The 25,659-nt window shown below is 62.3% G+C and carries 25 protein-coding genes; 14 read left to right on the top strand and 11 right to left on the bottom strand.

Annotation, left to right across the window (positions count from 1 at the left end; genetic code table 11):
- The first annotated feature begins 1 nt into the window (after nt 1).
- Both AX756_RS05965 and AX756_RS05960 read left to right on the top strand, forming a co-directional pair.
- Nucleotides 2–1,474, top strand: a complete 1,473-nt coding sequence (locus AX756_RS05965) for a carboxypeptidase M32 (protein ID WP_068309528.1) — start codon at nt 2–4, stop codon at nt 1,472–1,474.
- Nucleotides 1,475–1,601: 127 nt separating this feature from the next.
- Nucleotides 1,602–2,027, top strand: a complete 426-nt coding sequence (locus tag AX756_RS05960; RefSeq protein WP_068309527.1) for an OsmC family protein — start codon at nt 1,602–1,604, stop codon at nt 2,025–2,027.
- Nucleotides 2,028–2,082: 55 nt separating this feature from the next.
- Here AX756_RS05960 and AX756_RS05955 read toward each other — a convergent pair whose 3' ends face one another.
- From AX756_RS05955 to AX756_RS05930, 6 genes are all read right to left on the bottom strand, one after another.
- Nucleotides 2,083–3,378, bottom strand: coding sequence for a branched-chain amino acid ABC transporter permease (locus tag AX756_RS05955; RefSeq protein WP_068309526.1), 1,296 nt, complete (start codon nt 3,376–3,378; stop codon nt 2,083–2,085).
- Nucleotides 3,375–4,385 (bottom strand): branched-chain amino acid ABC transporter permease, encoded by a 1,011-nt coding sequence (locus tag AX756_RS05950; RefSeq protein WP_068309525.1) that lies wholly within the window; start codon nt 4,383–4,385, stop codon nt 3,375–3,377. The genes AX756_RS05955 and AX756_RS05950 overlap by 4 nt, the downstream gene beginning before the upstream one ends.
- Nucleotides 4,386–4,812: 427 nt before the next feature.
- Nucleotides 4,813–5,529 carry an ABC transporter ATP-binding protein gene (locus AX756_RS05945; protein WP_068309524.1) on the bottom strand — a complete coding sequence of 239 codons (717 nt, stop codon included), beginning with the start codon at nt 5,527–5,529 and terminating at the stop codon, nt 4,813–4,815.
- 4 nt (nt 5,530–5,533) lie between these two features.
- On the bottom strand, nt 5,534–5,935 hold the full coding sequence (locus AX756_RS05940; protein ID WP_068309523.1) for a hypothetical protein: 402 nt from the start codon (nt 5,933–5,935) through the stop codon (nt 5,534–5,536).
- Nucleotides 5,932–6,723: an ABC transporter ATP-binding protein gene (locus AX756_RS05935; RefSeq protein WP_068309522.1), complete on the bottom strand. Its 792-nt coding sequence runs from the start codon at nt 6,721–6,723 to the stop codon at nt 5,932–5,934. The genes AX756_RS05940 and AX756_RS05935 overlap by 4 nt, the downstream gene beginning before the upstream one ends.
- A gap of 130 nt (nt 6,724–6,853) precedes the next feature.
- Entirely contained in the window at nt 6,854–8,032 is a 1,179-nt protein-coding gene (locus tag AX756_RS05930) for an ABC transporter substrate-binding protein (protein WP_068309521.1), read from the bottom strand.
- A gap of 195 nt (nt 8,033–8,227) precedes the next feature.
- On the opposite strand from AX756_RS05930, the gene AX756_RS05925 reads away from it, so the two are divergent.
- Complete coding sequence (locus AX756_RS05925) at nt 8,228–9,331, top strand: PQQ-dependent sugar dehydrogenase (RefSeq protein ID WP_082738954.1); 1,104 nt, start codon at nt 8,228–8,230, stop codon at nt 9,329–9,331.
- A 95-nt stretch (nt 9,332–9,426) separates the two neighbouring features.
- On the opposite strand, the gene AX756_RS05920 is transcribed toward AX756_RS05925, so the two are convergent.
- Complete coding sequence (locus AX756_RS05920; RefSeq protein WP_068309579.1) at nt 9,427–10,443, bottom strand: GlxA family transcriptional regulator; 1,017 nt, start codon at nt 10,441–10,443, stop codon at nt 9,427–9,429.
- 284 nt (nt 10,444–10,727) lie between these two features.
- Between AX756_RS05920 and AX756_RS05915 the strand changes: the two genes are divergently transcribed.
- Nucleotides 10,728–12,095 carry a class II 3-deoxy-7-phosphoheptulonate synthase gene (locus AX756_RS05915; RefSeq protein WP_068309520.1) on the top strand — a complete coding sequence of 456 codons (1,368 nt, stop codon included), beginning with the start codon at nt 10,728–10,730 and terminating at the stop codon, nt 12,093–12,095.
- A 79-nt stretch (nt 12,096–12,174) separates the two neighbouring features.
- Here the strand turns inward: AX756_RS05915 and AX756_RS05910 are convergent, their stop codons facing one another.
- On the bottom strand, nt 12,175–12,897 hold the full coding sequence (locus AX756_RS05910; protein WP_163886646.1) for a PAS domain-containing protein: 723 nt from the start codon (nt 12,895–12,897) through the stop codon (nt 12,175–12,177).
- Nucleotides 12,898–13,067: 170 nt separating this feature from the next.
- Between AX756_RS05910 and AX756_RS05905 the strand changes: the two genes are divergently transcribed.
- From AX756_RS05905 to phoB, 10 genes are all read left to right on the top strand, one after another.
- Complete coding sequence (locus AX756_RS05905) at nt 13,068–13,958, top strand: YicC/YloC family endoribonuclease (RefSeq protein WP_068309518.1); 891 nt, start codon at nt 13,068–13,070, stop codon at nt 13,956–13,958.
- 3 nt (nt 13,959–13,961) lie between these two features.
- Nucleotides 13,962–14,609 (top strand): guanylate kinase, encoded by a 648-nt coding sequence (gene gmk / locus AX756_RS05900; RefSeq protein WP_068309517.1) that lies wholly within the window; start codon nt 13,962–13,964, stop codon nt 14,607–14,609.
- A complete protein-coding gene (locus AX756_RS05895) occupies nt 14,606–15,124 on the top strand; it encodes a gamma carbonic anhydrase family protein (protein ID WP_068309516.1) in 519 nt (172 codons plus the stop codon). The genes gmk and AX756_RS05895 overlap by 4 nt, the downstream gene beginning before the upstream one ends.
- A 138-nt stretch (nt 15,125–15,262) precedes the next feature.
- On the top strand, nt 15,263–16,312 hold the full coding sequence (locus tag AX756_RS05890; protein WP_068309515.1) for an ATP-binding protein: 1,050 nt from the start codon (nt 15,263–15,265) through the stop codon (nt 16,310–16,312).
- Nucleotides 16,313–16,538: 226 nt separating this feature from the next.
- A complete protein-coding gene (locus AX756_RS05885) occupies nt 16,539–17,576 on the top strand; it encodes a substrate-binding domain-containing protein (RefSeq protein ID WP_068309514.1) in 1,038 nt (345 codons plus the stop codon).
- Between the two features lie 176 nt (nt 17,577–17,752).
- Nucleotides 17,753–19,234: a phosphate ABC transporter permease subunit PstC gene (gene pstC / locus AX756_RS05880; protein WP_068309513.1), complete on the top strand. Its 1,482-nt coding sequence runs from the start codon at nt 17,753–17,755 to the stop codon at nt 19,232–19,234.
- Nucleotides 19,231–20,598 carry a phosphate ABC transporter permease PstA gene (gene pstA / locus AX756_RS05875; protein ID WP_068309512.1) on the top strand — a complete coding sequence of 456 codons (1,368 nt, stop codon included), beginning with the start codon at nt 19,231–19,233 and terminating at the stop codon, nt 20,596–20,598. Before pstC ends, pstA begins: the two co-directional genes overlap by 4 nt.
- 27 nt (nt 20,599–20,625) lie before the next feature.
- A complete protein-coding gene (gene pstB / locus AX756_RS05870) occupies nt 20,626–21,414 on the top strand; it encodes a phosphate ABC transporter ATP-binding protein PstB (protein WP_438938394.1) in 789 nt (262 codons plus the stop codon).
- 15 nt (nt 21,415–21,429) lie between these two features.
- A complete protein-coding gene (gene phoU / locus AX756_RS05865; protein WP_068309510.1) occupies nt 21,430–22,155 on the top strand; it encodes a phosphate signaling complex protein PhoU in 726 nt (241 codons plus the stop codon).
- Nucleotides 22,155–22,847, top strand: coding sequence for a phosphate regulon transcriptional regulator PhoB (gene phoB / locus AX756_RS05860; protein ID WP_068309509.1), 693 nt, complete (start codon nt 22,155–22,157; stop codon nt 22,845–22,847). The genes phoU and phoB overlap by 1 nt, the downstream gene beginning before the upstream one ends.
- A 21-nt stretch (nt 22,848–22,868) precedes the next feature.
- Here phoB and AX756_RS05855 read toward each other — a convergent pair whose 3' ends face one another.
- The 3 genes from AX756_RS05855 to AX756_RS05845 form a co-directional block, all read right to left on the bottom strand.
- The gene (locus tag AX756_RS05855; protein WP_068309508.1) at nt 22,869–23,138 is read right to left on the bottom strand and encodes a DksA/TraR family C4-type zinc finger protein; all 270 of its coding nucleotides are present in this window, start codon (nt 23,136–23,138) and stop codon (nt 22,869–22,871) included.
- Nucleotides 23,139–23,425: 287 nt separating this feature from the next.
- The gene (gene rquA / locus AX756_RS05850; protein ID WP_068309507.1) at nt 23,426–24,172 is read right to left on the bottom strand and encodes a rhodoquinone biosynthesis methyltransferase RquA; all 747 of its coding nucleotides are present in this window, start codon (nt 24,170–24,172) and stop codon (nt 23,426–23,428) included.
- 219 nt (nt 24,173–24,391) lie between these two features.
- Nucleotides 24,392–25,570, bottom strand: a complete 1,179-nt coding sequence (locus tag AX756_RS05845; RefSeq protein WP_068309506.1) for an NAD(P)/FAD-dependent oxidoreductase — start codon at nt 25,568–25,570, stop codon at nt 24,392–24,394.
- Between the last annotated feature and the right edge of the window lie 89 nt (nt 25,571–25,659).

The raw sequence follows: 25,659 nt of genomic DNA, 5'->3' as shown, positions 1-25,659 counted from the left end.
CATGACCGCATATGCCAACCTCATGGGCTTCGTCCGCGAGACAGAAGCGCTTAAACAGGTTCAGGGCCGGCTGGGCTGGGATCAGGAAACGGTGATGCCGCGCGGGGCTGCCCCGCAGCGGGCCGAGGAAATGGCCGCGCTGGACCGGGTGATCCACGCGCGTCGCAGTGCGCCGCAGATTGCGGAGTGGCTGGCGGAGGCCGAGGCCGGCGACGACGTGGCCGCGGCACAGCTCCACCAGATCCGCCGCGAACATGACCGTGCGACCAAGGTACCCGCCGACCTCTCGGCGGAGCTGACGCGCGTCACCAGCCTCTCGCAGGGGATCTGGGCCGATGCGCGGTCGGCGAACGATTTCACCGCCTTCGCCCCGACATTTTCCGAGGTGCTGAACCTGCGCCGGCAGGAAGCGGAAGCGCTGGCCACGGGCGGCGATCTTTACGACGCGCTGCTGGACGATTACGAGCCGGGCGAAACCGGGGTCACGCTGGCAGCCATGTTCGACGCGATGCGTCCACGCCTCGTGGCCCTGCGCGGGGCCATTCTCGACAGCGGGAAATCCGCGCCCAAACTTCAGGGAACCTTTGACGAAACGGCACAGTTGCGCCTTTCCGATGCCTGCGCCCGCGCTTTTGGCTATGATTTCGAGCATGGTCGCATCGACAAGGCGGTGCACCCGTTCTCCTCCGGCTCCGGCCTCGATTCCCGCATCACCACGCGCACCGACCCGGCCGATCCCTTCGGCTGCATCTATTCCACGATCCATGAGGTCGGCCATAGCCGCTATGAGCAGACCGTGTCGCCGGACTACCTGCTGACGCCCATCGGCTGCGGCGTTTCCATGGGCGTGCACGAAAGCCAGAGCCGGATCTATGAGAACCAACTTGGCCGCTCCCGCGCCTTTACCGGCTGGCTCTACGAGCGCTGCCGCGAGACCTTTGGCGAGATCGGGATCGACAGCGCCGACGCCTTCTACGCCGCCGTCAACGCCGTGCATTCCGGCTATATCCGCACCGAGGCCGACGAGGTGCATTACAACCTGCATATCCTGCTGCGCTTCGATCTCGAACGCGCCCTGATTTCGGGCGACCTGGGCGTGAACGACCTTGAAGCCGCCTGGAACGATCGTTTCCGCGCGGATTTCGGCGTCGCAGTGGACAAACCCTCCAACGGTGTTCTGCAGGACGTCCACTGGCCGGTCGGCCTGTTTGGCTATTTCCCCACCTACACGCTCGGCAATGTCTATGCCGGCTGCTTGTTCGAGGCGCTGCGTACGTCCCATCCCGATTGGGAGCAGGCGCTGGCAGAAGGCCGGGCGCCAGAGGTGACCGGTTGGCTCGCAGAGAACCTTCAGCAGCACGGCGCATTGCGCGCGCCGCGCGCGACAGTGGAACATGCCACCGGCGCGTCGATCTCGGTGGAGCCCCTTCTGGACTATCTCGAAGCGAAATTCGGCGCGCTCTACGGGCTCTGACACCGGTCCCGAATGGAAGTGGAACAATTTGGCCGTCAGCGCGTTTCCTCGCTGGCGCATCGAGGGCTTTCTTGTAGTCTCTCGAACGCAACAGGCCCTCGTTTCACTTCAAGGAAAGGATTACATCATGGCTCGCAAAGCATCGGCAGAATGGTATGGAGACCTGAAATCGGGCAAGGGCGCGATGTCCGGCAGCTCCGGCGCCTTCGCGGATCTTGCTTTCTCTTTCAGTACCCGTTTCGAAGAAGAGCCGGGCACGAACCCCGAAGAACTGGTCGCCGCGGCCCATGCGGGTTGTTTTTCGATGGCGTTTTCGAACGAGCTCGCCTCGGCAGGGTTGAACCCGACTTCCGTCAAGACGGAAGCCGCCGTTTCTCTCGGCGAAGTCGAGGGCGGCTTTGCCATCACCAAGATCGTCCTGACGTCGGTTGCCAACGTGCCTGGCGCGGATGAAGCCAAAGTGCGTGAAATCGGCGCTGCGGCAAAGGCAGGCTGCCCGATCTCGCGCTCGCTCACCGGCGATATCACTCTCGAATTGACCGTCGAAACCTGAAACGGAACAAGTTTCGCGCCGGTCCGTCATGTCGGGCCGGCGCATGCTCGAAGCGCTATTTCTCCGGGATCAGCCCGCGTGGACTGAACCGCAGCACCAGCAGCAACACGACCCCCATCGTCAGCAGCCGGATATGCTGGACCGAATCCAGCAGGTGCTCCTTGAGCCCCGAGCCATCGGCCAGGGGCAGGGTGATCACGTTCATGATCGCGCCGCCGATCGGTTCCACCTGAATCCAGAGCCACCAGATCAGGAAACCGCCCAGCACGGACCCCCAGTTATTGCCGGAGCCGCCGACGATCACCATCACCCAGATCAGGAAGGTGAAGCGCAGCGGCTGGTAGGTGCCCGGCGTCAACTGGCCGTCCAGCGTGGTCATCATCGCGCCGGCCATGCCACAGATCGCCGAGCCGGTGATGAAGATCTGCAAATGGCGGCGGGTCACATCCTTGCCCATGGCCTCGGCCGCGGTTTCGTTGTCGCGGATCGCGCGCATCATCCGGCCCCAGGGCGAGTTCAGCGCCATTTGCGTGAGCCAGATCAGCAGCAACAGGACGATCGCGAAGAGGCACCCATAGAGCAGCTTCACCCAGATCGTGGAGGCCGTGGCCGGGTCCAGCCCGAGCCAGGCGGCGTTCTCCACGAAGGAGGCACTTTCCTGCAGATCGACTTCGTAGGGAACGGGGCGGGGCAGGCCGACCACGTTCTTCACGCCGCGGCCAAGCCAGTCCTCGTTCTTCATCACGGCGATGATGATCTCGGCAATCCCCAGCGTGGCGATGGCGAGGTAATCGGAGCGCAGCCCGAGCGCCGTCTTGCCAATGAGCCATGCGGCACCAGCAGCCAGCAAGCCGCCGGCGGGCCAAGCCAAGAGGATCGGCAGACCCGCACCGCCGAGATAGCCGGTCAGCGCCGGGTTCACCGCCTCGATGGCGTCGCGCGCCGGATCGAACACCCCGCGATAGAGGATGTAGCCGACAACAAAGATCGCCAGGACCGCCAGAGCGCGGAGCTTGCCTCCGGACATCTTGCGATAGGTGACGATGGCTGCGCCGATGGTTCCGGCCCCGAGCAGAAGCGCCGCGTAGATACGCAGGCCACCAGCAGCCCAGGCCTCGGGGATGGGCGGCATCGCAACCAGCACGGTGGCCAGACCGCCAAGCGCCACGAAGCCCATGACGCCTACGTTAAACAGCCCCGCATAGCCCCACTGGATGTTCACGCCCAAGGCCATGACGGCCGAGATCAGCCCCATGTTGAAGATCGCCAACGCCGTGTTCCAGCTCTGCATGAAGCCGGTCAGGATATAGAGCAGGGCGACCCCGCCAAATAGCAGCGCGTTCCGGTTCATACCGCTTTCCCCCTGAAGAGGCCGTATGGCTTGAAGATAAGCACGATCACCAGGATCGTGAACGAAACGGCGTATTTGTAATCGGTTGACAGAAGCTGCACGAGCCCGTCGGGCGCCATGCTCTCCGGCAACGCATGGGTCAGCACCTTCTTCCAGGCATAGGTGAGCGTCACCTCGGAGAAGGCGATAATGTAGCCGCCCGCAATCGCGCCGAGCGGGTTGCCCAGGCCGCCGACGATGGCGGAGGCAAAGATCGGCAGCAGGAGCTGGAAATAGGTGAAGGGCTTGAACGCCTTGTCCAGCCCGTAGAGCACGCCCGCCGTGGTAGCCAGGATCGCGGCGAGGATCCATGTCACGCGCACGACCTTCTCCGGGTTGATGCCCGAGAGCAGCGCGAGATCCTCGTTGTCCGAATAGGCGCGCATCGATTTTCCGGTGCGTGTCCGGCCGAGAAACCAGAAAAGTGCGGCCACGGCGATGACGGTGACAACAATGGTGATGCCCTGGCTGGAGCGGAAGGCGAGGCCCTCGGAAAGACCGGTCATCTCCTTGAAATCCCGCGCATTGATGATGAAGCGCGCACCATCGTTGAACTGTTGTTCGCCGGGGCCGATGATGACGCGGACAACCCCGTTCAGCACGAACATGACTCCAAGCGAGGCCATGACGAGGATGATCGGCTTGGCCTTCTGCGCGCGGTAGAACCGGTACACCCAGCGGTCCGTCAGCAGCATCATTCCGGCTGTCGCGGCGATGCCGAAGGGCAGAGCGAGCAGCGCGGTCGGCAGGGGCCCGAGCGAAACACCGATCGCCTGGAACAACCATGTGACAAGGATCGTGATCATCGCACCAAAGGCCATTGTGTCGCCATGGGCGAAGTTCGAGAACCGCAGGATCCCGTAGATCAGCGTGACCCCGAGCGCACCAAGCGCGAGCTGGCTGCCATATGCCGTCGCCGGGATAATGACGAAGTTGAGAAGCGCCACGAAGGCGTTGAGAAGGTCCATCAATGGCTCCTTCGGCAGGATCCGTGAAACACCTCGGCGCGCGCCGTTGTTTCACTCGTTTTTGTTACCTCGACAAGCTTTGCGACCTTAGGAGTCGGCATTGTCAAAGCCTTGAATCGACCCACTGTCTTTTGGACAAAGAAGAATGTTCCATCGTCGGCGTTCTGGTTGAAGATCCGGGTTTCACCGTCTTGTTCTTCAATGGCCGCGATTGACTTTGAGAAGACGACTTCCCGTCTTCCTGAAAGGCTGCATCCTGTGCCATCATCTCTGCAGACTTGAACGAAGTGACAATTGTACTCGATTGCGAGTGCCAATCTGGGAAGAAAAAGAAGCGCCAGAAGCATCGCAAGCAATCGCGCTCGGTTCGATCTGATATGTCCGGCCACAGGCCGGGCCGCGCCCGACGCTCCGTACACAGCTCCCATCACGTTCCCCCCAGGAATGTCCGGCGCACTTCCGGGTCTTCCAGAAGTTCCTTGCCGGTGCCGGTATGGGCGTTGCGGCCCTGCACGAGCACATAGCCGGTGTCAGCAATTTCAAGCGCTTGCCGGGCGTTTTGTTCCACCATCAGGATTGAGATGCCGGTGCGGGCGACCTCGATGATCCGGTCGAAGAGCTCGTCCATGACGATCGGCGAGACACCGGCGGTGGGCTCGTCCAGCATCAGAACGCTGGGCTGGGTCATCAGCGCGCGGCCCACGGCAACCTGCTGGCGCTGGCCGCCCGAAAGCTCGCCCGCGGCCTGGCGGCGCTTTTCCTTCAGGATCGGGAAGAGGTCATAAACCTGTTCCATCGAGTCCTTCATGTCGTCTTCGCGCAGGAAGGCGCCCATTTCGAGATTCTCTTCGACCGTCATCGAGGTGAAGATGTTGTTGGTCTGCGGCACGAAGGCCATGCCCTTGCCGACGCGGGCCTGCGGGGAAAGGCCGGTGATGTCTTCGCCGCCCAGCCGAACCGCGCCCTCGCGCACGTCCAGCATGCCGAAAACCGCCTTCATCGCGGTCGATTTGCCGGCACCGTTGGGGCCGACGATCACCGCGATCTCGCCCTTGTCGCAGGCAATGGTACAGCCATGCAGGATGTTCGGGCCTCGGCCATAGCCGCCCGACATCTTGTCGCCGATAAGGTACTTCTCGCTCATTCGCTCACTCCGAGGAGGGCAGGGCGACGCATTCGCCCATGTATTGTTCGGGTTTCATGGTGATACCGCCGATCCGGTGGGAGCTGTGAGTTGCCTCGCCATCCATCAGCGCAATCGTCGTGACATCCACGGCTCCGGATATCTGGTATGCCAGAAAGCTCACGGAACGGTCGCCGATATGCACGCCGATCTTGTCGAGCGGGCTGCCATGGTTGCCGAGAAACTCGGCCTCGTTGCTGTCCGTATTATGCCTGATGCGCAGGTCCAACGCGGCATGATCGCATTTCGTGTTCGGATCGCATTTCCAGTCGAAGAAGCATTTGAACAGGATCACCTCATCGGCCCTGGCCGCAGCGCCCGCCAGTACGAACGACGCGATTACAAATGCTTGCAGGGCGATCCTCATGCCTGAGTCGCCTCCTGCTTGACCTTGTTCTTCAACCCTGTGCCGAGATAGGCCTCGATCACGAGGTCGTTCTGCATGACCTCCTTGGCGCCGCCAACGGCAAGCACCTTGCCTTCGGCCATGCAGATCACCGGGTCACAGAGCCGCGCGATGAAATCCATGTCATGCTCGATGACGCAGAAGGTGTAGCCGCGCTCCTTGTTGAGCCGGATGATCGCGTCGCCAATGGTGCGCAGCAGCGTGCGGTTCACGCCGGCGCCGACCTCGTCGAGGAACACGATCTTGGCGTCCACCATCATCGTGCGGCCCAGCTCCAGCAGCTTCTTTTGCCCGCCAGACAAATTGCCGGCCTTTTCGTCTGCCAGATGATCAATGGTCAGGAATTCAAGGACTTCGTCGGCCTTTTTCATCAAGGCTTTTTCTTCCTGCGCGATCCGGGCACGGTGGAACCACGTGTTCCAGAGCGTCTCGCCCGATTGTCCGCCCGGCACCATCATCAGGTTTTCGCGCACGGTCATCGAAGAGAACTCATGCGCGATTTGGAAGGTCCGGAGCAGCCCCTTGTGAAACAGCTCATGCGGGGGCAGGCCGGTGATGTCCTCCTCGCCCATGAAGACCTTGCCCGAAGTCGGCGGCAGGACGCCCGCGATCACGTTGAAAAGCGTGGTCTTTCCGGCGCCATTCGGTCCGATCAGGCCAGTAATGGAGCCCTCGGCGATCTCGATCGACGCGCCATCGCAGGCGCGGAAACCGCCGAAATGCTTGTGGAGGTTCTCAACCCGGATCATTCTCGCGCGTCCTTTGGTTCCTTTGGCGGGGACTTCTAGGCGAAGCAAACAGCCCGGGAAAGCCCCGGGCCGCTCGTCGTTACGTCAAGAGGGGCCGAACGGCAAGCCTGCCGATCGGCCCAACTGGCACTTAGCGGTATCCGACGGTCTTGAACTCGCCGCCTTCCATGACGACTTCGCGGAAGGAACCAGCCGAGTCGCCGTTTTCGAGGAACTCCACCGCGGTCGCGCCGACATAGTCGACGTCGCCGCCGCCCGCAAGAATCTCGAGCGCCTTGCCAAGCTCACCCGGCAGGATCTCTTCGCCCGGACCGTTGGCCACTTCCATGACCTTGTCCTTGTAGACCTTCGGATCGGTCGAGCCGGCAGCCTGCATCGCCATCAGCAAGATGGCGGCGGCGTCATAGGATTCGGCGGCAAAGATCGAGGTCGGGTCGAATGCATCGCCCACGACTTCGGCGAATTTCTCGGCACCCGGGGAATCGGAGCCCGGAAGCTGGCCGCCGGAGCCGTCGACATCGGCGCCGAACTTGCCGATCGTGGCGTCGGAGACCATGCCATCGGGGAAGTGGAACGTATCGAACGCCCCGGTGTCGAGCGAGGCCTGCACGATGCCCGCGCCGCCACGGTCGGCGTAGCCGGCAACCACGAGAACCTCGCCGCCCGCGGAGGCCAGAGCGCCCACTTCGGCGGAATAGTCGGCCTTGTCATCCTCATGCGCGGCCGAGATCGTCACTTCGCCGCCCATGCCTTCGAAAGCGGCCTGGAAGCTGTCGGCAAGACCTTTGCCGTAGTCGTTATTGGTGTAGGTCAGCGCGACCGAATTGACGCCCTTCTCCTTCAGGATCTCGGCCATCACCACGCCTTGGCGGGCATCGGAGGGAGGTGTGCGGAAGAAGAGGCCGTCATCCTCGGCTTCCGACAGCGCCGGCGAGGTGGCCGAGGGCGAGATCATGACCATGCCATTGGGCCGGGCCACGTTGGCCAGCACGGCTCCAGTGACGCCCGAGCAGGCCGCGCCCATGATACCGGCCACGCCTTCGGACGTGATCAGACGCTCGGCGGCGGCGGTGGCGGCAGCGGAATCGATGCAGGTCGAGTCGGCGCGAACCGGAACCACGGTGGCCCCGTCCATGAATTTGCCGCTCTCGTTGATTTCCTTGATCGCCCACTCGGCGCCGGCGCCCATGTTCACGGCCATGGATTCGATGGGCCCGGTGAAGCCCAGAAGCACGCCCAGCTTGACGTCTTCAGCGGTGGCGGCGGTGGCCAGCAGGGTGGCGGCGCTCGCCAGCAGAAGTTTTTTCATTTCAATTAGTCTCCCAGTTGGAACTCTTGTCCGGGCGTTACGTTATTGGGAGGAAAGCGAAATGGGAAGCGCTGGCTTGCATGAAGGCGGCGTGAAAAGAGGTAGCGGTCCTGTTCACAAGGGCTCGATGCCTGCGGGCAGCGGCTGACCTGTCGCGCTGAAGCGCTATTGTCATGCACAGGACAGGAGGTGTTGATGCGTATTCTATCGATTCTGCTTTTGAGCCTGCTCGCCTTCGAGGTCACCGCCGCGCCACGGCAGACAACGCTCGGCCCGGTCGAGGTGACGCCCGTCGCCGAAGGGTTGGACACGCCATGGGCGGTGGCCTTTCTGCCGGAGGGCGGGTTCCTGGTGACGGAGCGGGAGGGGGCGTTGCTCCATTTTACAGCGGATGGCACGCGGCAGGTGGTGGGGGGCACACCCGACGTGCGGGACAAGGGGCAGGGCGGTTTGCTCGACGTGCTGGTTCCGCGCGATTTTGCCATGAGCCGTGAAGTCTACCTGAGCCATTCCGTGCCGCAGGGGCGCGAAGCCGGCACCGCAATCGGTCGGGGGCGGCTCTCCGAGGATGGCCGGCAACTGACCGGCTTCGACCAGATCTTCGAAATGGCGCCGGGCAGCAAGGGTGGCCGGCATTTCGGATCGCGGCTGGTGGAAGCGCCCGATGGCACGATCTTCATCACGATTGGCGAGCGCGGCGACAGGCCGGCGGCGCAGGATCTGGGCCGCGTTCAGGGCTCGGTGCTGCGGATCGCGCGCGACGGGACCGCGCCATCCGGGAACCCGTTCGTTGGGCAGGCCGGGGCGCAGCCGGAGATCTGGTCCTATGGGCACCGCAACCCGCAGGGCGCGGCGCTGGACGCTTCGGGGCAGCTTTGGGCAGTTGAGCACGGCGCGCAGGGCGGCGACGAGGTGAACCGGATCCGCAAGGGCGCCAATTTCGGCTGGCCGGTGATTTCCTATGGCAGGCATTATTCCGGTCAGAAGATCGGCGAAGGAAACCGGAAACCGGGCATGGAACAGCCGGTGCATTACTGGGATCCGTCGATTGCCCCCTCCGGACTGGCGATCCTGAAAGATCCCGCGATGAAGGAATGGCGCGGGGATTTCCTCGTCGGGTCACTCAAGTTCGACATGATCTCGCGGCTGGAGCGGCAGGGCGACGGGTTGGTCGAAGTCGAACGCCTGGACTGGCCCGAAACGCAGCGGGTGCGGGATGTGCGCGAGGCCCCCGATGGTAGCGTCTGGTTCATTTCGGAGGGCAACGGCGCGATCTACAGGATCGATCCCGCGCAATAGGATGCCGTCGGTTTCGACATCGGGGGCGTTGCCCCCGAACCCCCAGGATATTTGAGAACAGATGATGTCCGAGGGAGATTGTGGCGGGTGATCGTTCAGATGCTCAGCCGGCTCGATTGCGCGCCGCGCTCTCGGTAGGGCGTTGTCTGGTAATGCGCCCGGTAGCATTTGGAGAAATGGCTGGGCGAAGTGAAGCCGCAGGCGAGCGCGACATTGATCACGCTCATATCGGTCTGCATCAGCAGGTTGCGTGCCTTTTGCAGCCGCAATTCCATGTAGTACCGCTTGGGCGAGCGGTTGAGGTAGCGGCGGAATAGCCGTTCCAGTTGGCGGGTGGAGAGCGCCACGTCCTTGGCCAGCAGCGCGGGCGAGATCGGTTCCTCCAGGTTCTGCTCCATGATCTGGATGACCTGGCTGAGCTTGGGATGGCGCACACCGATACGGGTGGGAATCGAGAGCCGCTGGGTGTCCTGATCGGTCCGGATCGCGGAATAGATCAGCTGGTCGGCCACGGCGCCGGCCAATTCCTCGCCGTGATCGTCGGCGATGATCTTGAGCATGAGGTCGATGGAGGCCGTTCCGCCGGCGGTGGTGATGCGATTGCCGTCCTTCACAAAGACTGATTTGGTCAGCGTGACCTCATCGAATTCCTCGACGAAACTGTCCTGGTTCTCCCAATGGATCGTCGCCCGCTTGCCGTCGAGAAGGCCCGCCCGCGCCAAAGTGTAGCCTGCGGTGCACAAGCCGCCCACCGTCACGCCCCGGCGCGCTTCGCGGCGCAGCCAGTTGATCAGGCGGCGGGTGGTTGCGGCCTGAACATCGATGCCGCCACAGATCAGCACCGTGTCATCGCGGTTCACCTCTTCGAGATCCATGTCGAGCATGAACTCAACGCCGTTGGAACAACTGATCCGCTCTCCGCCTTCTCCGGCAATGGTCCAAGTATAGAGCGTCTTGCCCGAGACCCGGTTGGCAATACGCAGCGGTTCGATCGCGCAGGCGAAACAGAGCATGGTGAAGCGGTCCAGCAACACGAAAATGAAGCGTCGCGGACGGCTGCCGTCATCGGCGACGTCAACGAGGATCTCGGGCGTGTCGTGGATGGATGTCATCGTGCTCTCGCGCAGTTCGTATCCGGTATCGAAAGCCGGAAAACCCTGCCTTCGCAAGGGGGCGATTGGGTTTGTTTCACTTCGCGTCGCACGGGCCGCAACCTAAGCTGACGAAATCACCCGCTTTTTCGGCGCAATACAGAAACTTCCCGAACCACACGGCACGAAGCGCAAGAATCTTGTGCACAGGCAGAAAAAATCTGTCGAAAATTTCTCGTTTTCAAGCGGGAGGTCGCAAGATATACACCGCGGACTTGTATTGCCCATACCTTTTGGAGGACGACATGACACGGGTCTGGAATAAATCTGACTGGCGCGAGAAGCCCCGGGTACAGATGCCCGATTATCCCGACCGGGATAAGCTCGAAGCCGTCGAGGCCCGTCTGTCCAAATATCCGCCGCTGGTTTTTGCCGGTGAATCGCGCCGTTTGCGGGCCGAACTGGCCAAGGCCGCGCGTGGCGAGGCGTTCCTTTTGCAGGGCGGCGATTGTGCCGAGAGCTTCGCGGAGTTCTCCGCCGATTCCATCCGCGAGACCTTCAAGATCATGCTGCAGATGGCAGTGGTGCTGACCTATGGCGCCAAGGTGCCGGTGGTGAAGGTCGGGCGCATGGCCGGGCAGTTCGCCAAGCCGCGCTCGGCGCCGACGGAAACCATGGGCGGCGTCGAGTTGCCGAGCTATCGCGGGGACATCATCAACGAGCTGGATTTCACCCCCGAATCCCGCATTCCCGACCCCGACAAGATGCTGAGCGCCTACACGCAGGCCGCGGCCTCGCTGAACCTGCTGCGCGCCTTCTCCACCGGTGGTTTCGCCGATATCCACCGCGTGCATTCCTGGACGACCGGTTTCGCCGAGGCCGACAAAGCCGAGCGCTACCGCGAGCTGAGCAACCGGATTTCCTCAGCGCTCGATTTCATGACCGCCGCCGGGGTCAGCTCCGACCGCATGTCCACCATGTCGACCGTGGACTTTTACACCTCGCACGAGGCGCTGCTGCTGGAATACGAGGAGGCGCTGACGCGCGTCGACTCCACCACCGGCCAGACCATCGCCGGTTCCGGCCACATGATCTGGATCGGCGATCGTACCCGGCAGCCCGATGGCGCGCATGTCGAGTTCTGCCGAGGCGTGATCAACCCGATCGGGTTGAAATGTGGCCCGACCATGACAGCGGAAGACCTAAAACTGCTGATGGAAAAGCTGAACCCGGAGAACGATCCCGGCCGACTGACGCTCATCGCGCGCTTCGGGGCCGGCAAGGTTGCCGAGCACCTTACGCGCCTGATCGAGACGGTAAAGGCCGAGGGCGCCAATGTCGTGTGGTCCTGCGACCCGATGCATGGCAACACGATCAAGTCGGCCACCGGCTACAAGACACGCCCCTTCGACATGGTGCTGGCGGAAGTGCGCGAGTTCTTCGCCGTGCATCGCGACCAGGGCACGATCCCGGGCGGCGTCCATTTCGAGATGACCGGTCAGGACGTGACCGAATGCACCGGCGGCGTGCGGGACGTGACCGAGGAAGACCTGTCGGACCGCTACCACACCGCCTGTGATCCGCGCCTGAACGCCTCGCAATCGCTGGAACTAGCCTTTCTCGTGGCCGAGGAACTGTCCAACCGGCGGGAACTGCATCGCGCGGCAAGCTGAAAATTGGGATGAAAATCCCCCTGCAACCATCAGAAAAGGCGGCGCAATGCCGCCTTTTTTTATTCGGAGAGCTGTCCCGTCAATCTTCCGTTTTGACCAGGTAGAGATGCGGCCTTTCCGTGCGCGGCGGACGATGCGGAGAGGGACGGAAACCGCGCATGGGCTCGGCGAGCCCGAGCGGTTCAAACCGGGCCGTTTCCTTTCGGGCAGGCCATTCATTCGGAATGGTCTCCGGCACCTGCAAGCTCCCGTCGGAGAGGATCGGAGTCACGGCCGTCGAGCGAATGTCAAACCGTCTCGGCGCGCGCCCCAGCGGCCCCATTGTGGACAGGCAGCCAAGCGCGCGGTTTATGTCGCCCGTGTCTCCCCGCAGCGGCAGCAGGAGCAGGCAGGCATCGAGCGGCGGCTTTCCGATGCCACGATCCCCGGCCAGCGTCAGCCACGCCTTGGCCGGCGCATCAAAGACCTGTTCGAGCGAGTTGCTCACCCGTTTGCGGCTTTCCGGCAGGAAGAAGCAGGTCAGCGGCATGCCGCGCACCTCCATGCCCATCAGCTCGTTCAGATGAGAGCCGGCGAGGCGGAAGCGGGCGATGCCGGGGGCCAGGCGTTCGAGAATGAAAGAGGTCGAAAGCGCGGACTGGATGCGTCTTGGATCCAGTTCCGCCCGTTTCGGGACCTGCCTGTCACCGCGCAACGAATCCCAGTAATTCTCGACATCCTGCAATACGGGAAAGCGCATCGCTTCACCTCCGGCACCCTCTAGGGACACCACGTTCCGGCCTTCAACGAAACCGTCGCTCATGGTCTTGACCCATCCCAACATCAGGGCAGGCGCGACGCCTCGCGCACACCCCTGCTTCACTCGCGCAATGTTGTCCACGGGTTAAGTGTCTGTTAACCCATGACTCAACAATGCTTACCCAATTATTAACATGCCATGTTTGGATGCCCTTGTGGTAAAAAAGAGGTAAAATGGTTAACTCGATGACCGGCTTCGCGGCCCGTAGCGGGCAGAGCGGAGAATATGGCTGGAGCTGGGATCTGCGCAGCCTGAATTCCAAGGGACTGGACCTGCGCCTGCGGGTGCCCGACTGGGTGGAGGGGCTGGAAACGGCCCTGCGCGGACGTATCGGGCGCGACGTAAAGCGCGGCTCGCTGGCGATCGGCCTGCGTGTGTCGCGCGATCAACCCGAGGGTGCGTTGAACATCGACCCGGCCGGGTTGGAACAGGCGCTGCGGGCGCTCGGTCAGATCGCGGAGGCGGCCACGGCCGCCGGTGTGCAGGTCGCACCGGCGAACACGGCGGATATCCTCGCGATGAAGGCAGTGCAGGCGCAGAGCGCGCAGGCCACCGATACCGACCCGCTCAAATCGGCCCTGTTGGAAGATTTCGAAGCGTTGCTGAACAGCTTCCTGCGGATGCGCGCGCGCGAAGGCGCCGCGCTGCGCGAGCTGTTGCTGGGCCAGCTCGACCAGATTGCCAGCCTGCGCAAGGATGCCGTGGCCTGCCTGGATGCACGGGCAGTCAACTCCGCGCGTGCCCTGCGCGATGCGCTGCAACGTATCATGGAGGGCGTCGAGGGCACAGACGAGGCGCGAGTGGCGCAGGAACTGGCCATCCTCGCGGTCAAATCCGACATCACCGAGGAGCTGGACCGGCTGGGCGCCCATGTCGACGCGGCGCGCGAATTGCTGGCGGAGGAGGGACCCGTGGGCCGCAAGCTCGAGTTCCTGACGCAGGAGTTCAACCGCGAGGCGAACACACTCTGTTCCAAATCGCAGGATGTCGCGCTTACCCGCATCGGCCTTGACCTGAAGGCGGTCATCGACCAGATGCGCGAGCAGGTTCAAAACGTGGAGTAAGCCATGACATCCGAACGCCGGGGTCTTCTCATCATTCTTTCGTCGCCCTCGGGCGCGGGAAAATCGACTTTGGCACACAGGATGATGGACTGGGACAAGAGCCTCCGCTTCTCGGTCTCCGCCACCACGCGCGCGCCGCGGGAGGGCGAGCAGGACGGTGTGGATTACCGTTTCATGGATGTTGCGGGCTTCAAGAAGATGGTCGAGGAAGGGCGGATGCTGGAACACGCCCACGTCTTCGGCAATTTCTACGGCTCGCCGCAGGATCCGGTCGAGGAAGCAATCGAGAGCGGCCGCGACGTGCTCTTCGATGTCGACTGGCAGGGCGCGCAGCAGATCCGCAATTCGGACCTGGGCAAACATACGCTGTCGATCTTCATCCTGCCGCCCTCGATCACCGAGTTGCGCCGCCGGCTCATCTCGCGCGGCAAGGACAGCGCCGATGTGATCGGCAAGCGGATGCAGAAGAGCTGGGACGAGATCAGCCACTGGGGCAGCTACGATTACGTGCTGGTCAATGACGACCTGGACGCGACATTCGAGAAGCTGAAGACCATCGTGACCGCCGAGCGGATGCGCCGCGCGCAGCAACCGACACTGCAGGGGTTCGTTCGCGGGTTGCAGGCAGAATTCGAGGAGGGGCTGGAATGATCTATGCACTGGACGACATCGCGCCGGAAATCGCCGAAACCGCCTGGGTGGCCGATGACGCCAACCTGATTGGCAAGGTGACTCTGGAAGCTGACAGCTCGGTCTGGTTCGGCACCACGATCCGGGGCGACAACGAGCGGATCACGCTCGGCGCGGGCTCAAACATCCAGGAAAACTGCGTGTTGCATACGGATATGGGCTTTCCGATGGTTATCGGGGCGAACTGCACCATCGGGCACAAGGCAATGCTGCATGGCTGCACCATCGGCGAGCAGAGCCTGATCGGCATGGGGGCCACGATCCTCAACGGCGCGAAGATCGGCCGGAACTGCCTGATCGGGGCTTGTGCGCTGATTACCGAGGGCAAGGAGATTCCGGACAATTCGTTGGTCATGGGCTCTCCCGGCAAGGTTGTGCGGCAACTGGACGAAGAGGCCGCGCAGAAGCTGCTGGCCTCGGCTCTGCATTACCAGCAGAACGCCCGCCGCTACCGGGCCGGCCTGAAGCCGGTCTGATTTCGGGCGACCTGCTCTTCAGCATCAACAGCACAGGAACGCCCGGCCAGTCTGAACCGGTAGCGACAGAGGGCCGCCTTGATCCGCACCGGGTCACCGCAATGATGGCGACACATATCTCACGCAGAGATCCGTTTCATGAACGCGTTTTCCGAAGACATCCTCGCGGCGGTTCCCATGCCGCTGCTGCTGGTCGGTGCCGACGAGCGAATTCGGGTGATGAATCCCGGCGCAATGCAGCTCTTTTCCGGCTCCGGCAAGGGGCGGCATATCGTGACCGTCCTGCGCCAGCCATCGCTGTTGCAGGTGGTTGAGCAGACACTGCGCTCCGGTGTGGCCGCCAATGGCCGCTACGTCGACAAGAACCTGGCCCGCGAAGCCACCTACAGGGTCCGTGTCGCGCCGGTCCAGGATACGGACGGAACCTGCGTGCTGCTCTCCTTCGAAGACATCACCGACCTGCAGCAGGCAGGCGAGATGCGGCGGGATTTCGTCGCCAATGTCAGTCACGAGCTGAAGACTCCGCTGACCGCGCTTCTGGGCTTCATCGAGACATTGCGTGGCGCCGCGCGCAACGATCCAGAGGTGCGGGAACGTTTCCTGTTGATCATGGAGCGCGAAGCGCAGCGCATGAATCGCCTCGTCTCGGACCTGCTCTCGCTCAGCCGGGTCGAGTCGACGGAACGCCAGCAGCCCACCGATCCCGTGGACATTAAGGCGCTCGTGGAGTCCACCCTCGTATCCCTGGAGAGCCTAGCATCCTCCGAGAATGTCCGCCTGATCACGCAACGGATGGACGATGGCCACGAGGATCTCGTGGTCCGGGGGGACCGGGACCAGTTGCAGCAGGTACTGACCAACCTGATCGAGAACGCGATCAAATACGGACGAAGCGGAGGGTCGGTCCAGGTCCGGCTGTCCTATTCGTCCCGCGAGCTGGCCTTTCGCGGACCGGGCATCCGGATCGATGTTGTCGATGACGGCGACGGGTTCGATCCGATCCACATTCCACGCCTGACGGAACGGTTCTACCGGGTCGACAACCACCGATCGCGCGAGATGGGGGGGACCGGTCTGGGCCTCGCCATCGCCAAGCATATCGTCAACCGGCATCGAGGCCGGTTCCGGATCGAGACCGAACCGGGCAAGGGGGCAACCTTCACCGTTTTGCTGCCAGCGATTCCCTGAAGCGGCCTTCACACGTTCCAGACGTTTCATTTGGGTCGAATGCCGGCGACGGGTCAGGGCAGCTCTGGGTTCCTTAGCGTCACTTTTCAGGCGATCCACCGAAAATCCGGACCTTGTCATCAATCTGTTACACTGGTGTCACAAAAGGCAAACGAGAGAAGCCTAAACGCCACTCGAGGCCGTCGGAGAGCGACGGTCCGGAAAAACCACTGCCTTGGAGAACACTATGTCTCTCGTGAAGCTGACCGCCTCTGCTCTGGCGATTGCTGCCGTTTCGGCCACCGCCGCCGCCGCCCGTGACAACGTTCAAGTCGCCGGTTCCTCGACTGTTCTGCCCTACGCTTCGATTGTTGCCGAAGCCTTTGGCGAGAACTTCGACTTCCCGACGCCCGTTGTCGAATCCGGCGGTTCGTCCGCTGGCCTCAAGCGCTTCTGCGAAGGCGTGGGTGAAAACACCATCGACATCGCGAACGCTTCGCGCAAGATCAAGGCCAAGGAGATCGCGGCCTGCGCAGAAGCCGGCGTGAAGGACATCATCGAAGTCCGCATCGGCTATGACGGGATCGTCTTTGCCTCCCAGACCGACGGCCCGGCCTTCACCGCGCTCGAGCCGGCCGACCTCTTCAACGCCCTCAGCGACAAGGTGCTGAAGGATGGCGAGGTCATCGACAACCCCTACACAAAGTGGTCCGAATTCAACGCCGAGTTGCCGGATGTCGACATCATCGCCTTCCCTCCGGGTACCAAGCACGGCACGCGCGAAGTCTTCGAAGAGAAGGTCATCCTGGTCGGCTGTGAAGAGTCCGGCGCCATGGAAGCCATGATCGCGGGCGGCATGTCCGAGGACGACGCCGAGAGCGCCTGCATCTCGCTGCGCACCGACGGCAAGTCGGTCGACATCGATGGCGACTACACCGAGACCCTGGCCCGCATCGACGCCAACCCGAACGGGGTCGGCATCTTCGGTCTGGCCTTCTACGAGAACAACACCGACAAGCTGAAAGTCGCCACCATGTCCGGCGTCGTTCCCTCGACCGAGTCGATCTCGACCGGCGAGTACCCGGTGTCGCGCCCGCTGTTCTTCTACATCAAGAAGGCCCATATCGGCGTCATTCCCGGCCTGAAGGAATACGCCCAGTTCTTCGTCGCCGACGAGATCGCCGGCCCGGATGGCCCTCTGGCTTCCTATGGCCTGGTTTCCGATCCGGAACTTGCCGCCACCCAGGCCACTGTAGAGGCCGAAGAGGTCATGGGCGGCATGTAAGCCGCTCGCACACGTATGCCCTTTGGGAGGGTGGCAGGTCGCTGCCCTTCCAACCCCGCTGACTTCCTCCCCAAACCCCGCTCAGACATGCCCGAAAGGCTGCCAGCGGGCGCCGTCATTTCAGGGATGTGCGCTCCCACCTGTGACGAAAAACGAAGAAAAGATGAGGTAGCCCGATGCCGGTGCTCTGGATCGTCCTCGCAGTCCTCGGACTCGGATTGATCGGTTATTTCGTCGGACGCATGCGTGCGCTCGGCTCAGCGGGCGGCGATGCGCGCCAGCTGCACTCTCTTCCGAATTACTATGGCTGGCACGCTTTCATGCTGACGGTTGTGCCGGCCTTGCTCGTGCTGGCTGCCTGGCTTCTGGTTGCGCCGAACTGGATCGAAAACACCATTGGCGCGAGTATTCCCGAACAGACCATCGCGGAGTCCGGCTCTCGCAGCCTTGTCATGGCCGAGGTCCGGCGCACGGCTGGTGCGCTGGAGTTGGCCGTCGAGCAGGGGCTGATGGACGAGACGGCCTCGTATGACCTCAACGCCAACTTGTCCGATCTGACCGGGAAGCTCAAGGAAACCGGCGCGATCATCACCTCGGACGTGACTCAGCCTGTGCTGCAGGCCGCGCAACAATTTCGCAGTTTCTCCGGCATTTCCGCGCTCTGGATGAGCGTCGCGGTGCTGGTTCTGGCACTGGCCGGTTTCGCGGTGGCCATCCTGCGCAGTGACAAGGATTTCCGCGCGCGCAATACGGTGGAATCGGGCATCAAGATCATCCTGATCCTCGCCTCGACCATCGCCATCCTGACGACGGTCGGCATCGTGCTGTCGATGCTGTTCGAGACCGGGAATTTCTTCGAGAAGTACCCTTGGCAGAAGTTCTTCTTCGGGACGAGCTGGGCACCGGATTTCCGTGGCAACTCCGATCTGGGCATGCTCCCGCTGCTCTGGGGCACGCTCTACATCTCCTTCGTCGCGCTCGCGGTGGCGGTGCCGGTCGGGCTCTTTGCCGCGATCTACCTGTCGGAATACGCCGGACCCAAGCTGCGCGCGGTGGCCAAGCCTATGATCGAGATCCTCGCCGGCATCCCGACCATCGTCTACGGTCTGTTCGCGCTGATCACGGTCGGCCCAATCGTACGCGACTGGTTCGCCTCGCCGCTGGGCCTGGGCAATTCGACCAACTCGGTCATGACCGCGGGCCTCGTGATGGGGATCATGCTCATCCCTTTCGTCTCCTCGCTCAGCGATGACATCATCAACGCCGTGCCGCAGGCGATGCGGGACGGCTCCTTCGGCCTCGGCGCGACCCATTCGGAAACGATCAAGCAGGTTGTCCTGCCGGCCGCGCTGCCGGGCATCGTGGGCGCGGTGCTGCTGGCCGCGTCGCGCGCCATCGGCGAGACCATGATCGTGGTCATGGGGGCAGGGGCCGCCGCCGCGCAGTTCCAGGCAGGGCTGGGCGCGGTGGTCAATCCCTTCGAGGCCATGACGACGGTAACGGTCAAGATCGTCTCGCAATTGACCGGCGACACCGACTTCGCCAGCCCCGAAACGCTCGTCGCCTTTGCCCTCGGGCTAACCCTCTTCGTGATCACCTTGGGGCTGAACGTCCTGGCGCTCTGCATCGTGCGCAAGTACCGGGAACAGTACGAATGACCGACGCAACCGCAAACGCGCCCGACGCTCCGAAGCAAGGCAAACATGCCGGCTCGCTCTTTGACGCAGATGTGCGCACCAGGAAGCGCAATGCCGCCGAGGCCCGTTTTCGCGCCTATGGGCTGACCGCGGTCGGTATCGGCGTGGCCGCGCTGATCATGCTAATGGCCTCCATCCTGAGTCAGGGCCTGCCTGCCTTCAATCAGACCTTCATCACGCTGGATGTCTATCTGGACGAGGCCAAGCTCGACAAGAACGGCACCCGAGATATCGAAGCCATCAAGAAAGTCTCGACCTTCGGCTACGATCCGCTGATCAAGAACGCGATGACGTCCAGGATGGACGCACTCGGTGTGAGCGCAGAAGAGTTCGGTATTTCCGGCAAGGAACTCTCCGCGATGATCTCCAAGGAAGCCGCCGCGCAGCTTCGTCGCTTCGTCATCGCCCATCCCGATCGGATCGGCGACACGGTGGAGTTCGAATTTCTCGCCTCCGGTCGGATCGACGGCTACTACAAGGGCCGCGTCAGCATGGAGAGTGCCGAGAAAGACAGCAATGTCACGCCTGGCCAGCTACGGTTGGCCGATGCGCTGAAAGAGGGTGGGGCGCTTTCCACCCATTTCAACTGGGGCTTCATCACCATGGCGGACGCTTCCGAGAACCGCCCCGAAGCCGCCGGTATCGGCGTGGCGATGCTCGGCTCACTCTACATGATGATCATCGTGCTCTGCCTCGCGCTGCCCATCGGCGTGGCGGCCTCGATCTACCTCGAGGAGTTCGCGCCGAAGAATTGGATCACCGACCTGATCGAGGTGAATATCTCCAATCTCGCCGCGGTGCCCTCCATCGTCTTCGGTATCCTCGGGCTTGCCATCTTCATCAACTATGCCGGCCTGCCGCAATCGGCGCCCATCGTAGGCGGTCTCGTGCTGACGCTGATGACGCTACCGACGATCATCATCTCGACCCGCGCCTCGCTGAAATCGGTGCCGCCGAGCATCCGCGACGCGGCACTGGGCGTTGGGGCCTCCAAGATGCAGTCCGTGTTCCACCACGTGTTGCCACTGGCAGCACCCGGCATCCTCACCGGCACCATCATCGGCCTGGCGCAGGCGCTCGGAGAGACCGCACCGCTGATGCTGATCGGAATGGTGGCTTTCGTCCGCGAATTCCCCTCGGCACCGCCGGAGGGCTTTTTCGACCCCGCTTCGGCCCTGCCGGTGCAAGTCTATAACTGGACAACCCGGGCAGATCCGGCTTTCGTGGAACGTGCATCGGGAGCGATCATCGTGCTGCTGATCTTCCTGCTGTGCATGAACTTCCTTGCTATCATCCTCCGCCGCCGCTTCGAGCGTCGCTGGTAACTCGGGAAGGGCCCAAAAATGAACGATATGCGACCAGTGGAGCGCTCCGTGGACACCAAGGAAATGAAGTTCGAATGCAGCGACGTGCAGGTCTATTATGGCGAAACCCACGCCATCAAGGATGTGAGCGTCAAGCTGGAAGACAAGACGGTGACCGCGTTCATCGGCCCGTCGGGCTGTGGCAAATCCACCTTCCTGCGCTGCCTGAACCGGATGAACGACACGATCGACATCTGCCGAGTCACGGGCAGCCTGCTGCTCGATGGCGAGGACATCTATGACAAGCGGGTGGACCCGGTCCAGCTGCGCGCCAAGGTGGGGATGGTGTTCCAGAAGCCGAACCCTTTCCCCAAGTCGATCTATGACAATATCGCTTATGGCCCGCGCATCCATGGCCTTGCCAGGAACAAGGCGGAACTGGATGAAATCGTGGAGAAATCCCTTCGCCGAGGCGCGATCTGGGACGAAGTCAAGGACCGTCTGGACGCACCGGGCACGGGCCTTTCGGGTGGCCAGCAGCAGCGCCTTTGCATCGCGCGCGCCATCGCCACCGAGCCCGAAGTGCTGCTGATGGACGAGCCTTGCTCCGCGCTCGATCCGATCGCCACCGCGCAGGTGGAGGAGCTGATCGACGAGCTGCGCGAGAACTACTCCGTAGTCATCGTGACCCACTCGATGCAACAGGCCGCGCGTGTCAGCCAGAAAACCGCCTTTTTCCACCTCGGCAACCTGGTGGAATTCGGTGCGACGGGCCAGATCTTCACCAATCCGAGGGATCCGCGCACCGAGAGCTATATTACCGGCCGGATCGGCTAAGGGAGAGACCGACAGATGGTTATGGATAAATCCGAGCGCCACATCGCGCGCGCTTACGACCGCGACCTGGAGGCCATTCAGGCGCATATCATGAAGATGGGCGGGCTGGTCGAGGCCGCAATCCTGGACGCCGCACAGGCGCTTGCCACCCGCGATGAGGAACTGGCCGAGAAGGTCCGCAATTCGGACCGGGCCATCGACGATCTGGAAGCGCTGATCCAGCAGGAAGCGGCGCTCACAATCGCCGAGCGCCAGCCGATGGCCTTCGACCTGCGCACCATTCTCGCGGTGATGAAGATCGCCAACAACCTTGAACGGATCGGCGACTACGCCAAGAACATGGCCAAGCGGACCGGGGTTCTGGTGCAGATGAAGCCGGTGGAGGAGAACAACTCTTCCGTGCGCCGCATGGCCAAAATGGTCGAGGTGATGCTCAAGGATGCGCTGGACGCCTTCGTGCAGCGCGACGGCGAGCTGGCCGAGGATGTCCGCCAGCGCGACCTGGAAGTGGACCAGATGTATAACTCGCTGTTCCGCAACTACCTCACCTACATGATGGAAGATCCACGCAATATCACGGCCTGCATGCACCTGCATTTCATCGCCAAGAATATCGAGCGGATGGGCGACCACGTGACCGCGATTGCCGAACAGGTGATCTATCTCGACACCGGCGCATATCCCGACGATCCGCGTCCCAAGGGCGACCGGACATCGATCGATTATAGCGAGGGCGCGTAATGTCTCCGCCGGAACAACCCAGGGTGCTTGTGGTCGAGGACGAACCCGCGCAGCGGGAGGTGCTCGCCTATAATCTCGAAGCCGAGGGGTTCCACGTCGACAAGGCGGAAAACGGCGAAGAGGCGCTCCTGCTCGTCGAGGAGAACGCACCGGACGTGATCGTTCTGGACTGGATGCTGCCCAACGTGTCGGGCATCGAGATCTGCCGTCGTCTCAAGATGCAGCCGGACACCCGTGGCGTGCCGATCATCATGCTTTCCGCGCGTTCCGAAGAGGTAGACCGGGTGAGGGGGCTTGAAACCGGGGCTGACGATTATGTCGTGAAGCCCTATTCGGTGGCCGAACTGATGGCCCGGATTCGTGCGCAGTTGCGTCGGACACGGCCCGCAAGCGTCGGCGAAAAGCTCACCTTCGACGATATCGTGCTCGATGCCGAAACCCACAAGGTCTTTCGCGACGAGCAGTTGCTCAAGCTCGGCCCGACCGAGTTCCGGCTTCTGACGACCTTCATGGAGAAGCCCGGCCGCGTCTGGAGCCGCGAGCAGTTGCTGGACCGGGTCTGGGGGCGCGACATCTATGTCGATTCACGAACGGTCGACGTGCATATCGGGCGGCTGCGCAAGGCCCTCTGCCAGCATGGCGGCGAGGACCCGGTGCGCACGGTGCGCGGCGCGGGCTACGCGCTCGGCTGACCAGCGCCGACAGGCCAGCGGCTATTTCAACTGGCTGTCCTTGCTGCCGCCGCGATTGATGCCGCCGCGGTGCTTGTAGGCCGAGTCGCGTTCCTGCTGGCAATCGATACAGAGCTTGACGCCGGGCAGGGCGACCCGCCGCGCCTCCGGGATCGGCTCTTCGCATTCCGCGCAATGCGTCAGACTTTCTCCCACGGGATGCGCGCGCGCCTTCATCCGGGACAGTTCGTCCTGAATCGAGTCCTCGATCTGCTCACTCACAGCGCCATCGCGCGCCCAACCGCCAGCCATATCAAGCCTCCTTCGACTTGTTAGGGTGCCAGCAGCTTTGACGAATTTCAATCCGGGACAGTGCCGTATCTGTCCGCCGACGAAATGACGTTCCCGGGTCGCACAGCGCGGGTGCAAGCAGGGACAGGACAGATTCAGACTGAGGACAGGACCTTGGCAGCGCCGAAAGGATCTCCGCCGGATCTGATCCAAAAGTCGTATAATCAGTATTATGTAATATACAGATCGATATGGAACGGGCTCGCACACCCGTTCCAGCTTTCAGTTATTACTGTAAGTCCTTGGAATCAGAACTTTCGGACACCCACGACCTTTTGGTACAAGCCACCAAAGATCGTCTCCTTGCGCCATTCGAACTGGTCCTTGTCCTCAACATAGTCCCAAAGCTCGTTGGCCCACAGCGCCTTCGCGAACGGCTCCAGCCATTTGAAGACCAGCCAGATGATCGGACGCATCGGGTGCCACATCACCGGCTCGTGGTAATCGACGAACATCAGCTTGCCGCCGGGCTTCACACGGCTGGCGAGATTGTTGGCGATGGCGTGTTTGTAGTCCTCGGGAACCTCGTGCATCAGGAAATACGAGTTCACCACGTCATAGAGGCCTTCGCCGGTGGTCCGCGCATCGCAGATGCCCGTACGGGTCTGCGGCAGATCAGAGATCTTGCGGTTCACGTGCTCGATCTGGACGTTCTGAATATCGGTGACGTGATATTCGCCTTCCGGGCCGACTTTCTTGGCCAGATGGCTGACGAGCTTGCCGTAAACAGCCGCCGGCTGAAGCACCCGATCACCCGGTGTGATTTCGTCCCGCGCGGCGCGCATCAGCTTGTTCTGCTGCATCCACAGGATCGTCGCAACGACGACTTCTCGGTCCAGCAATTCGACCATGTTCGGCGCGACATAGGCCCAAGTATAAACATCGACCAGGTAATCGGGCAGTTTCGGCGCGGGCGTGTCGCCCCAGGAAGCTGCTGGCACGGTGCTAACCGGGTCAACCTTGTCATTGCCCCCGAAATCGACGCTCGCATTCATGACTGGACCCTTTCCAAGTACCGGGGTTTGACACCCCTTCGTATATCGGCGCATCGCCGTCACATCGATTTTGCCCTCTGAATCGGCGAAAACCGTCTTTGGCGAGACCGTAACCGTGTTTTACGGGCCTTAACATGCGGCAAACCCGATAATCGCACGCCTCGGATGCAACTCCGCATTCTCGGGAGCGCAAGGCTCGACGCGGGATGCCTGCTCCTGCTACACGATGCCGCGCTCCCGGAATGGTCGATTTTCGAGGATCCGCTCCATCGAGAATTCCGACAGATCGAGGCTCCGGAAGTGGCCATGAACCAGCAGTTCGGCCAACCCACGCCCCATAGCCGGCGCCTGTTGCAGACCGTGGCCGGAGAATCCGTTGATAAGCAGAAGATTGTCCCAATTCGGGTGCCGCCCGAGAATTGCATTCTGATCCAATGTGTTGAACGCATAATGCCCGACCCAATGACGAATTACTTTTGCCTGATCGAACCCCGGAATGCGCCTGTAGAGCTTTGGCCAGATATTTTCTTCGAAATCCCAATGTCTTGCATCGAAATCTTCGCAATCGACCGCTGTGTCGTTCTCAGGCACCGTTGCGGTGATCCAACAGGTTCCCTCCGGCCGCGCGTAGTAGCCCTGGTAGTCGATCAGCAATGGGGCATCGGGGTGACGCGCATTCGGGGCGTCAACAACAAATACTGTTCTTTTTCTTGGTTCTACCGGAAACTCTTCACTCAGTTTGCGCATGAAGAGAGATGCTCTCGGCCCGGCGGCGTTCACCACCTCGCCAACCGAGACCCGCCGCCCATCCGAGAGCGAGAGCGATCCGATCACCCTGCCCGCACGATCTACGCCAACAACCTCAGCATGCTCGAACCGGACACCTTGCAGCCGCGCCAGGTCGCGCAGCCCGGCCAGCAGGCCCATATTGTCAAACCACCCCTCCGCGCTTCCGCCAAAGGACGCCAGCGAGACCCCCTCGGCACTGATCCAGGGGAACAGCCGGCAGAGCTGCTCCGCCGTGAGGGCCTCCGTCCCTGCCCCTTCGCCGCGCTGCATGTCGACCGCCTCTCGCAGGTTTTCCGCACCCGTCTCGCTGCCGGCCAGAAAAAGGTAGCCATTGCCGCGAAACCCGAGATCAACACCGCCCAGCTCAGCGGTAAGACTTGAAAAATTTCGTATGAATTCAAGCCCAAACCCCGATATCCTCACGTTGATCGCAGCGGTGAACTGCTGCCGGATCGAGGCGACGGACAGCGCTGTCGATGAGAATTCATGCGTCGGGTCCCGTTCAAAGACACAAATACGCAACCGCGGCTCGAAAAGGCTCAGCCAATAGGCCGTCGAGGCTCCCATGATCCCGCCGCCGACAATTGCGACGTCGACCTTTTCGGCCATCAGAAACCCTTTCCCATCAGTGCTCTGCCTGTCCGGTTGTTACCGCTGCCGTCTCGACAGTTCCGCCTGCGCGACCTATTCTGCCTCGA

Source organism: Aliiruegeria sabulilitoris, from assembly GCF_001558155.1.
Lineage (GTDB): Bacteria > Pseudomonadota > Alphaproteobacteria > Rhodobacterales > Rhodobacteraceae > Tropicimonas > Tropicimonas sabulilitoris.
The sequence above is the reverse complement of the archived record's forward strand: the minus strand, read 5'-3'. Positions and strand labels throughout refer to the sequence as shown.

Coding starts and splice junctions, on each gene's coding strand:
- AX756_RS05965 (WP_068309528.1), top strand. CDS start 2: ATGACCGCATATGCCAACCTCATGGGCTTCGTCCGCGAGACAGAAGCG.
- AX756_RS05960 (WP_068309527.1), top strand. CDS start 1,602: ATGGCTCGCAAAGCATCGGCAGAATGGTATGGAGACCTGAAATCGGGC.
- AX756_RS05955 (WP_068309526.1), bottom strand. CDS start 3,378: ATGAACCGGAACGCGCTGCTATTTGGCGGGGTCGCCCTGCTCTATATC.
- AX756_RS05950 (WP_068309525.1), bottom strand. CDS start 4,385: ATGGACCTTCTCAACGCCTTCGTGGCGCTTCTCAACTTCGTCATTATC.
- AX756_RS05945 (WP_068309524.1), bottom strand. CDS start 5,529: ATGAGCGAGAAGTACCTTATCGGCGACAAGATGTCGGGCGGCTATGGC.
- AX756_RS05940 (WP_068309523.1), bottom strand. CDS start 5,935: ATGAGGATCGCCCTGCAAGCATTTGTAATCGCGTCGTTCGTACTGGCG.
- AX756_RS05935 (WP_068309522.1), bottom strand. CDS start 6,723: ATGATCCGGGTTGAGAACCTCCACAAGCATTTCGGCGGTTTCCGCGCC.
- AX756_RS05930 (WP_068309521.1), bottom strand. CDS start 8,032: ATGAAAAAACTTCTGCTGGCGAGCGCCGCCACCCTGCTGGCCACCGCC.
- AX756_RS05925 (WP_082738954.1), top strand. CDS start 8,228: ATGCGTATTCTATCGATTCTGCTTTTGAGCCTGCTCGCCTTCGAGGTC.
- AX756_RS05920 (WP_068309579.1), bottom strand. CDS start 10,443: ATGACATCCATCCACGACACGCCCGAGATCCTCGTTGACGTCGCCGAT.
- AX756_RS05915 (WP_068309520.1), top strand. CDS start 10,728: ATGACACGGGTCTGGAATAAATCTGACTGGCGCGAGAAGCCCCGGGTA.
- AX756_RS05910 (WP_163886646.1), bottom strand. CDS start 12,897: ATGAGCGACGGTTTCGTTGAAGGCCGGAACGTGGTGTCCCTAGAGGGT.
- AX756_RS05905 (WP_068309518.1), top strand. CDS start 13,068: ATGGTTAACTCGATGACCGGCTTCGCGGCCCGTAGCGGGCAGAGCGGA.
- gmk (WP_068309517.1), top strand. CDS start 13,962: ATGACATCCGAACGCCGGGGTCTTCTCATCATTCTTTCGTCGCCCTCG.
- AX756_RS05895 (WP_068309516.1), top strand. CDS start 14,606: ATGATCTATGCACTGGACGACATCGCGCCGGAAATCGCCGAAACCGCC.
- AX756_RS05890 (WP_068309515.1), top strand. CDS start 15,263: ATGAACGCGTTTTCCGAAGACATCCTCGCGGCGGTTCCCATGCCGCTG.
- AX756_RS05885 (WP_068309514.1), top strand. CDS start 16,539: ATGTCTCTCGTGAAGCTGACCGCCTCTGCTCTGGCGATTGCTGCCGTT.
- pstC (WP_068309513.1), top strand. CDS start 17,753: ATGCCGGTGCTCTGGATCGTCCTCGCAGTCCTCGGACTCGGATTGATC.
- pstA (WP_068309512.1), top strand. CDS start 19,231: ATGACCGACGCAACCGCAAACGCGCCCGACGCTCCGAAGCAAGGCAAA.
- pstB (WP_438938394.1), top strand. CDS start 20,626: ATGCGACCAGTGGAGCGCTCCGTGGACACCAAGGAAATGAAGTTCGAA.
- phoU (WP_068309510.1), top strand. CDS start 21,430: ATGGTTATGGATAAATCCGAGCGCCACATCGCGCGCGCTTACGACCGC.
- phoB (WP_068309509.1), top strand. CDS start 22,155: ATGTCTCCGCCGGAACAACCCAGGGTGCTTGTGGTCGAGGACGAACCC.
- AX756_RS05855 (WP_068309508.1), bottom strand. CDS start 23,138: ATGGCTGGCGGTTGGGCGCGCGATGGCGCTGTGAGTGAGCAGATCGAG.
- rquA (WP_068309507.1), bottom strand. CDS start 24,172: ATGAATGCGAGCGTCGATTTCGGGGGCAATGACAAGGTTGACCCGGTT.
- AX756_RS05845 (WP_068309506.1), bottom strand. CDS start 25,570: ATGGCCGAAAAGGTCGACGTCGCAATTGTCGGCGGCGGGATCATGGGA.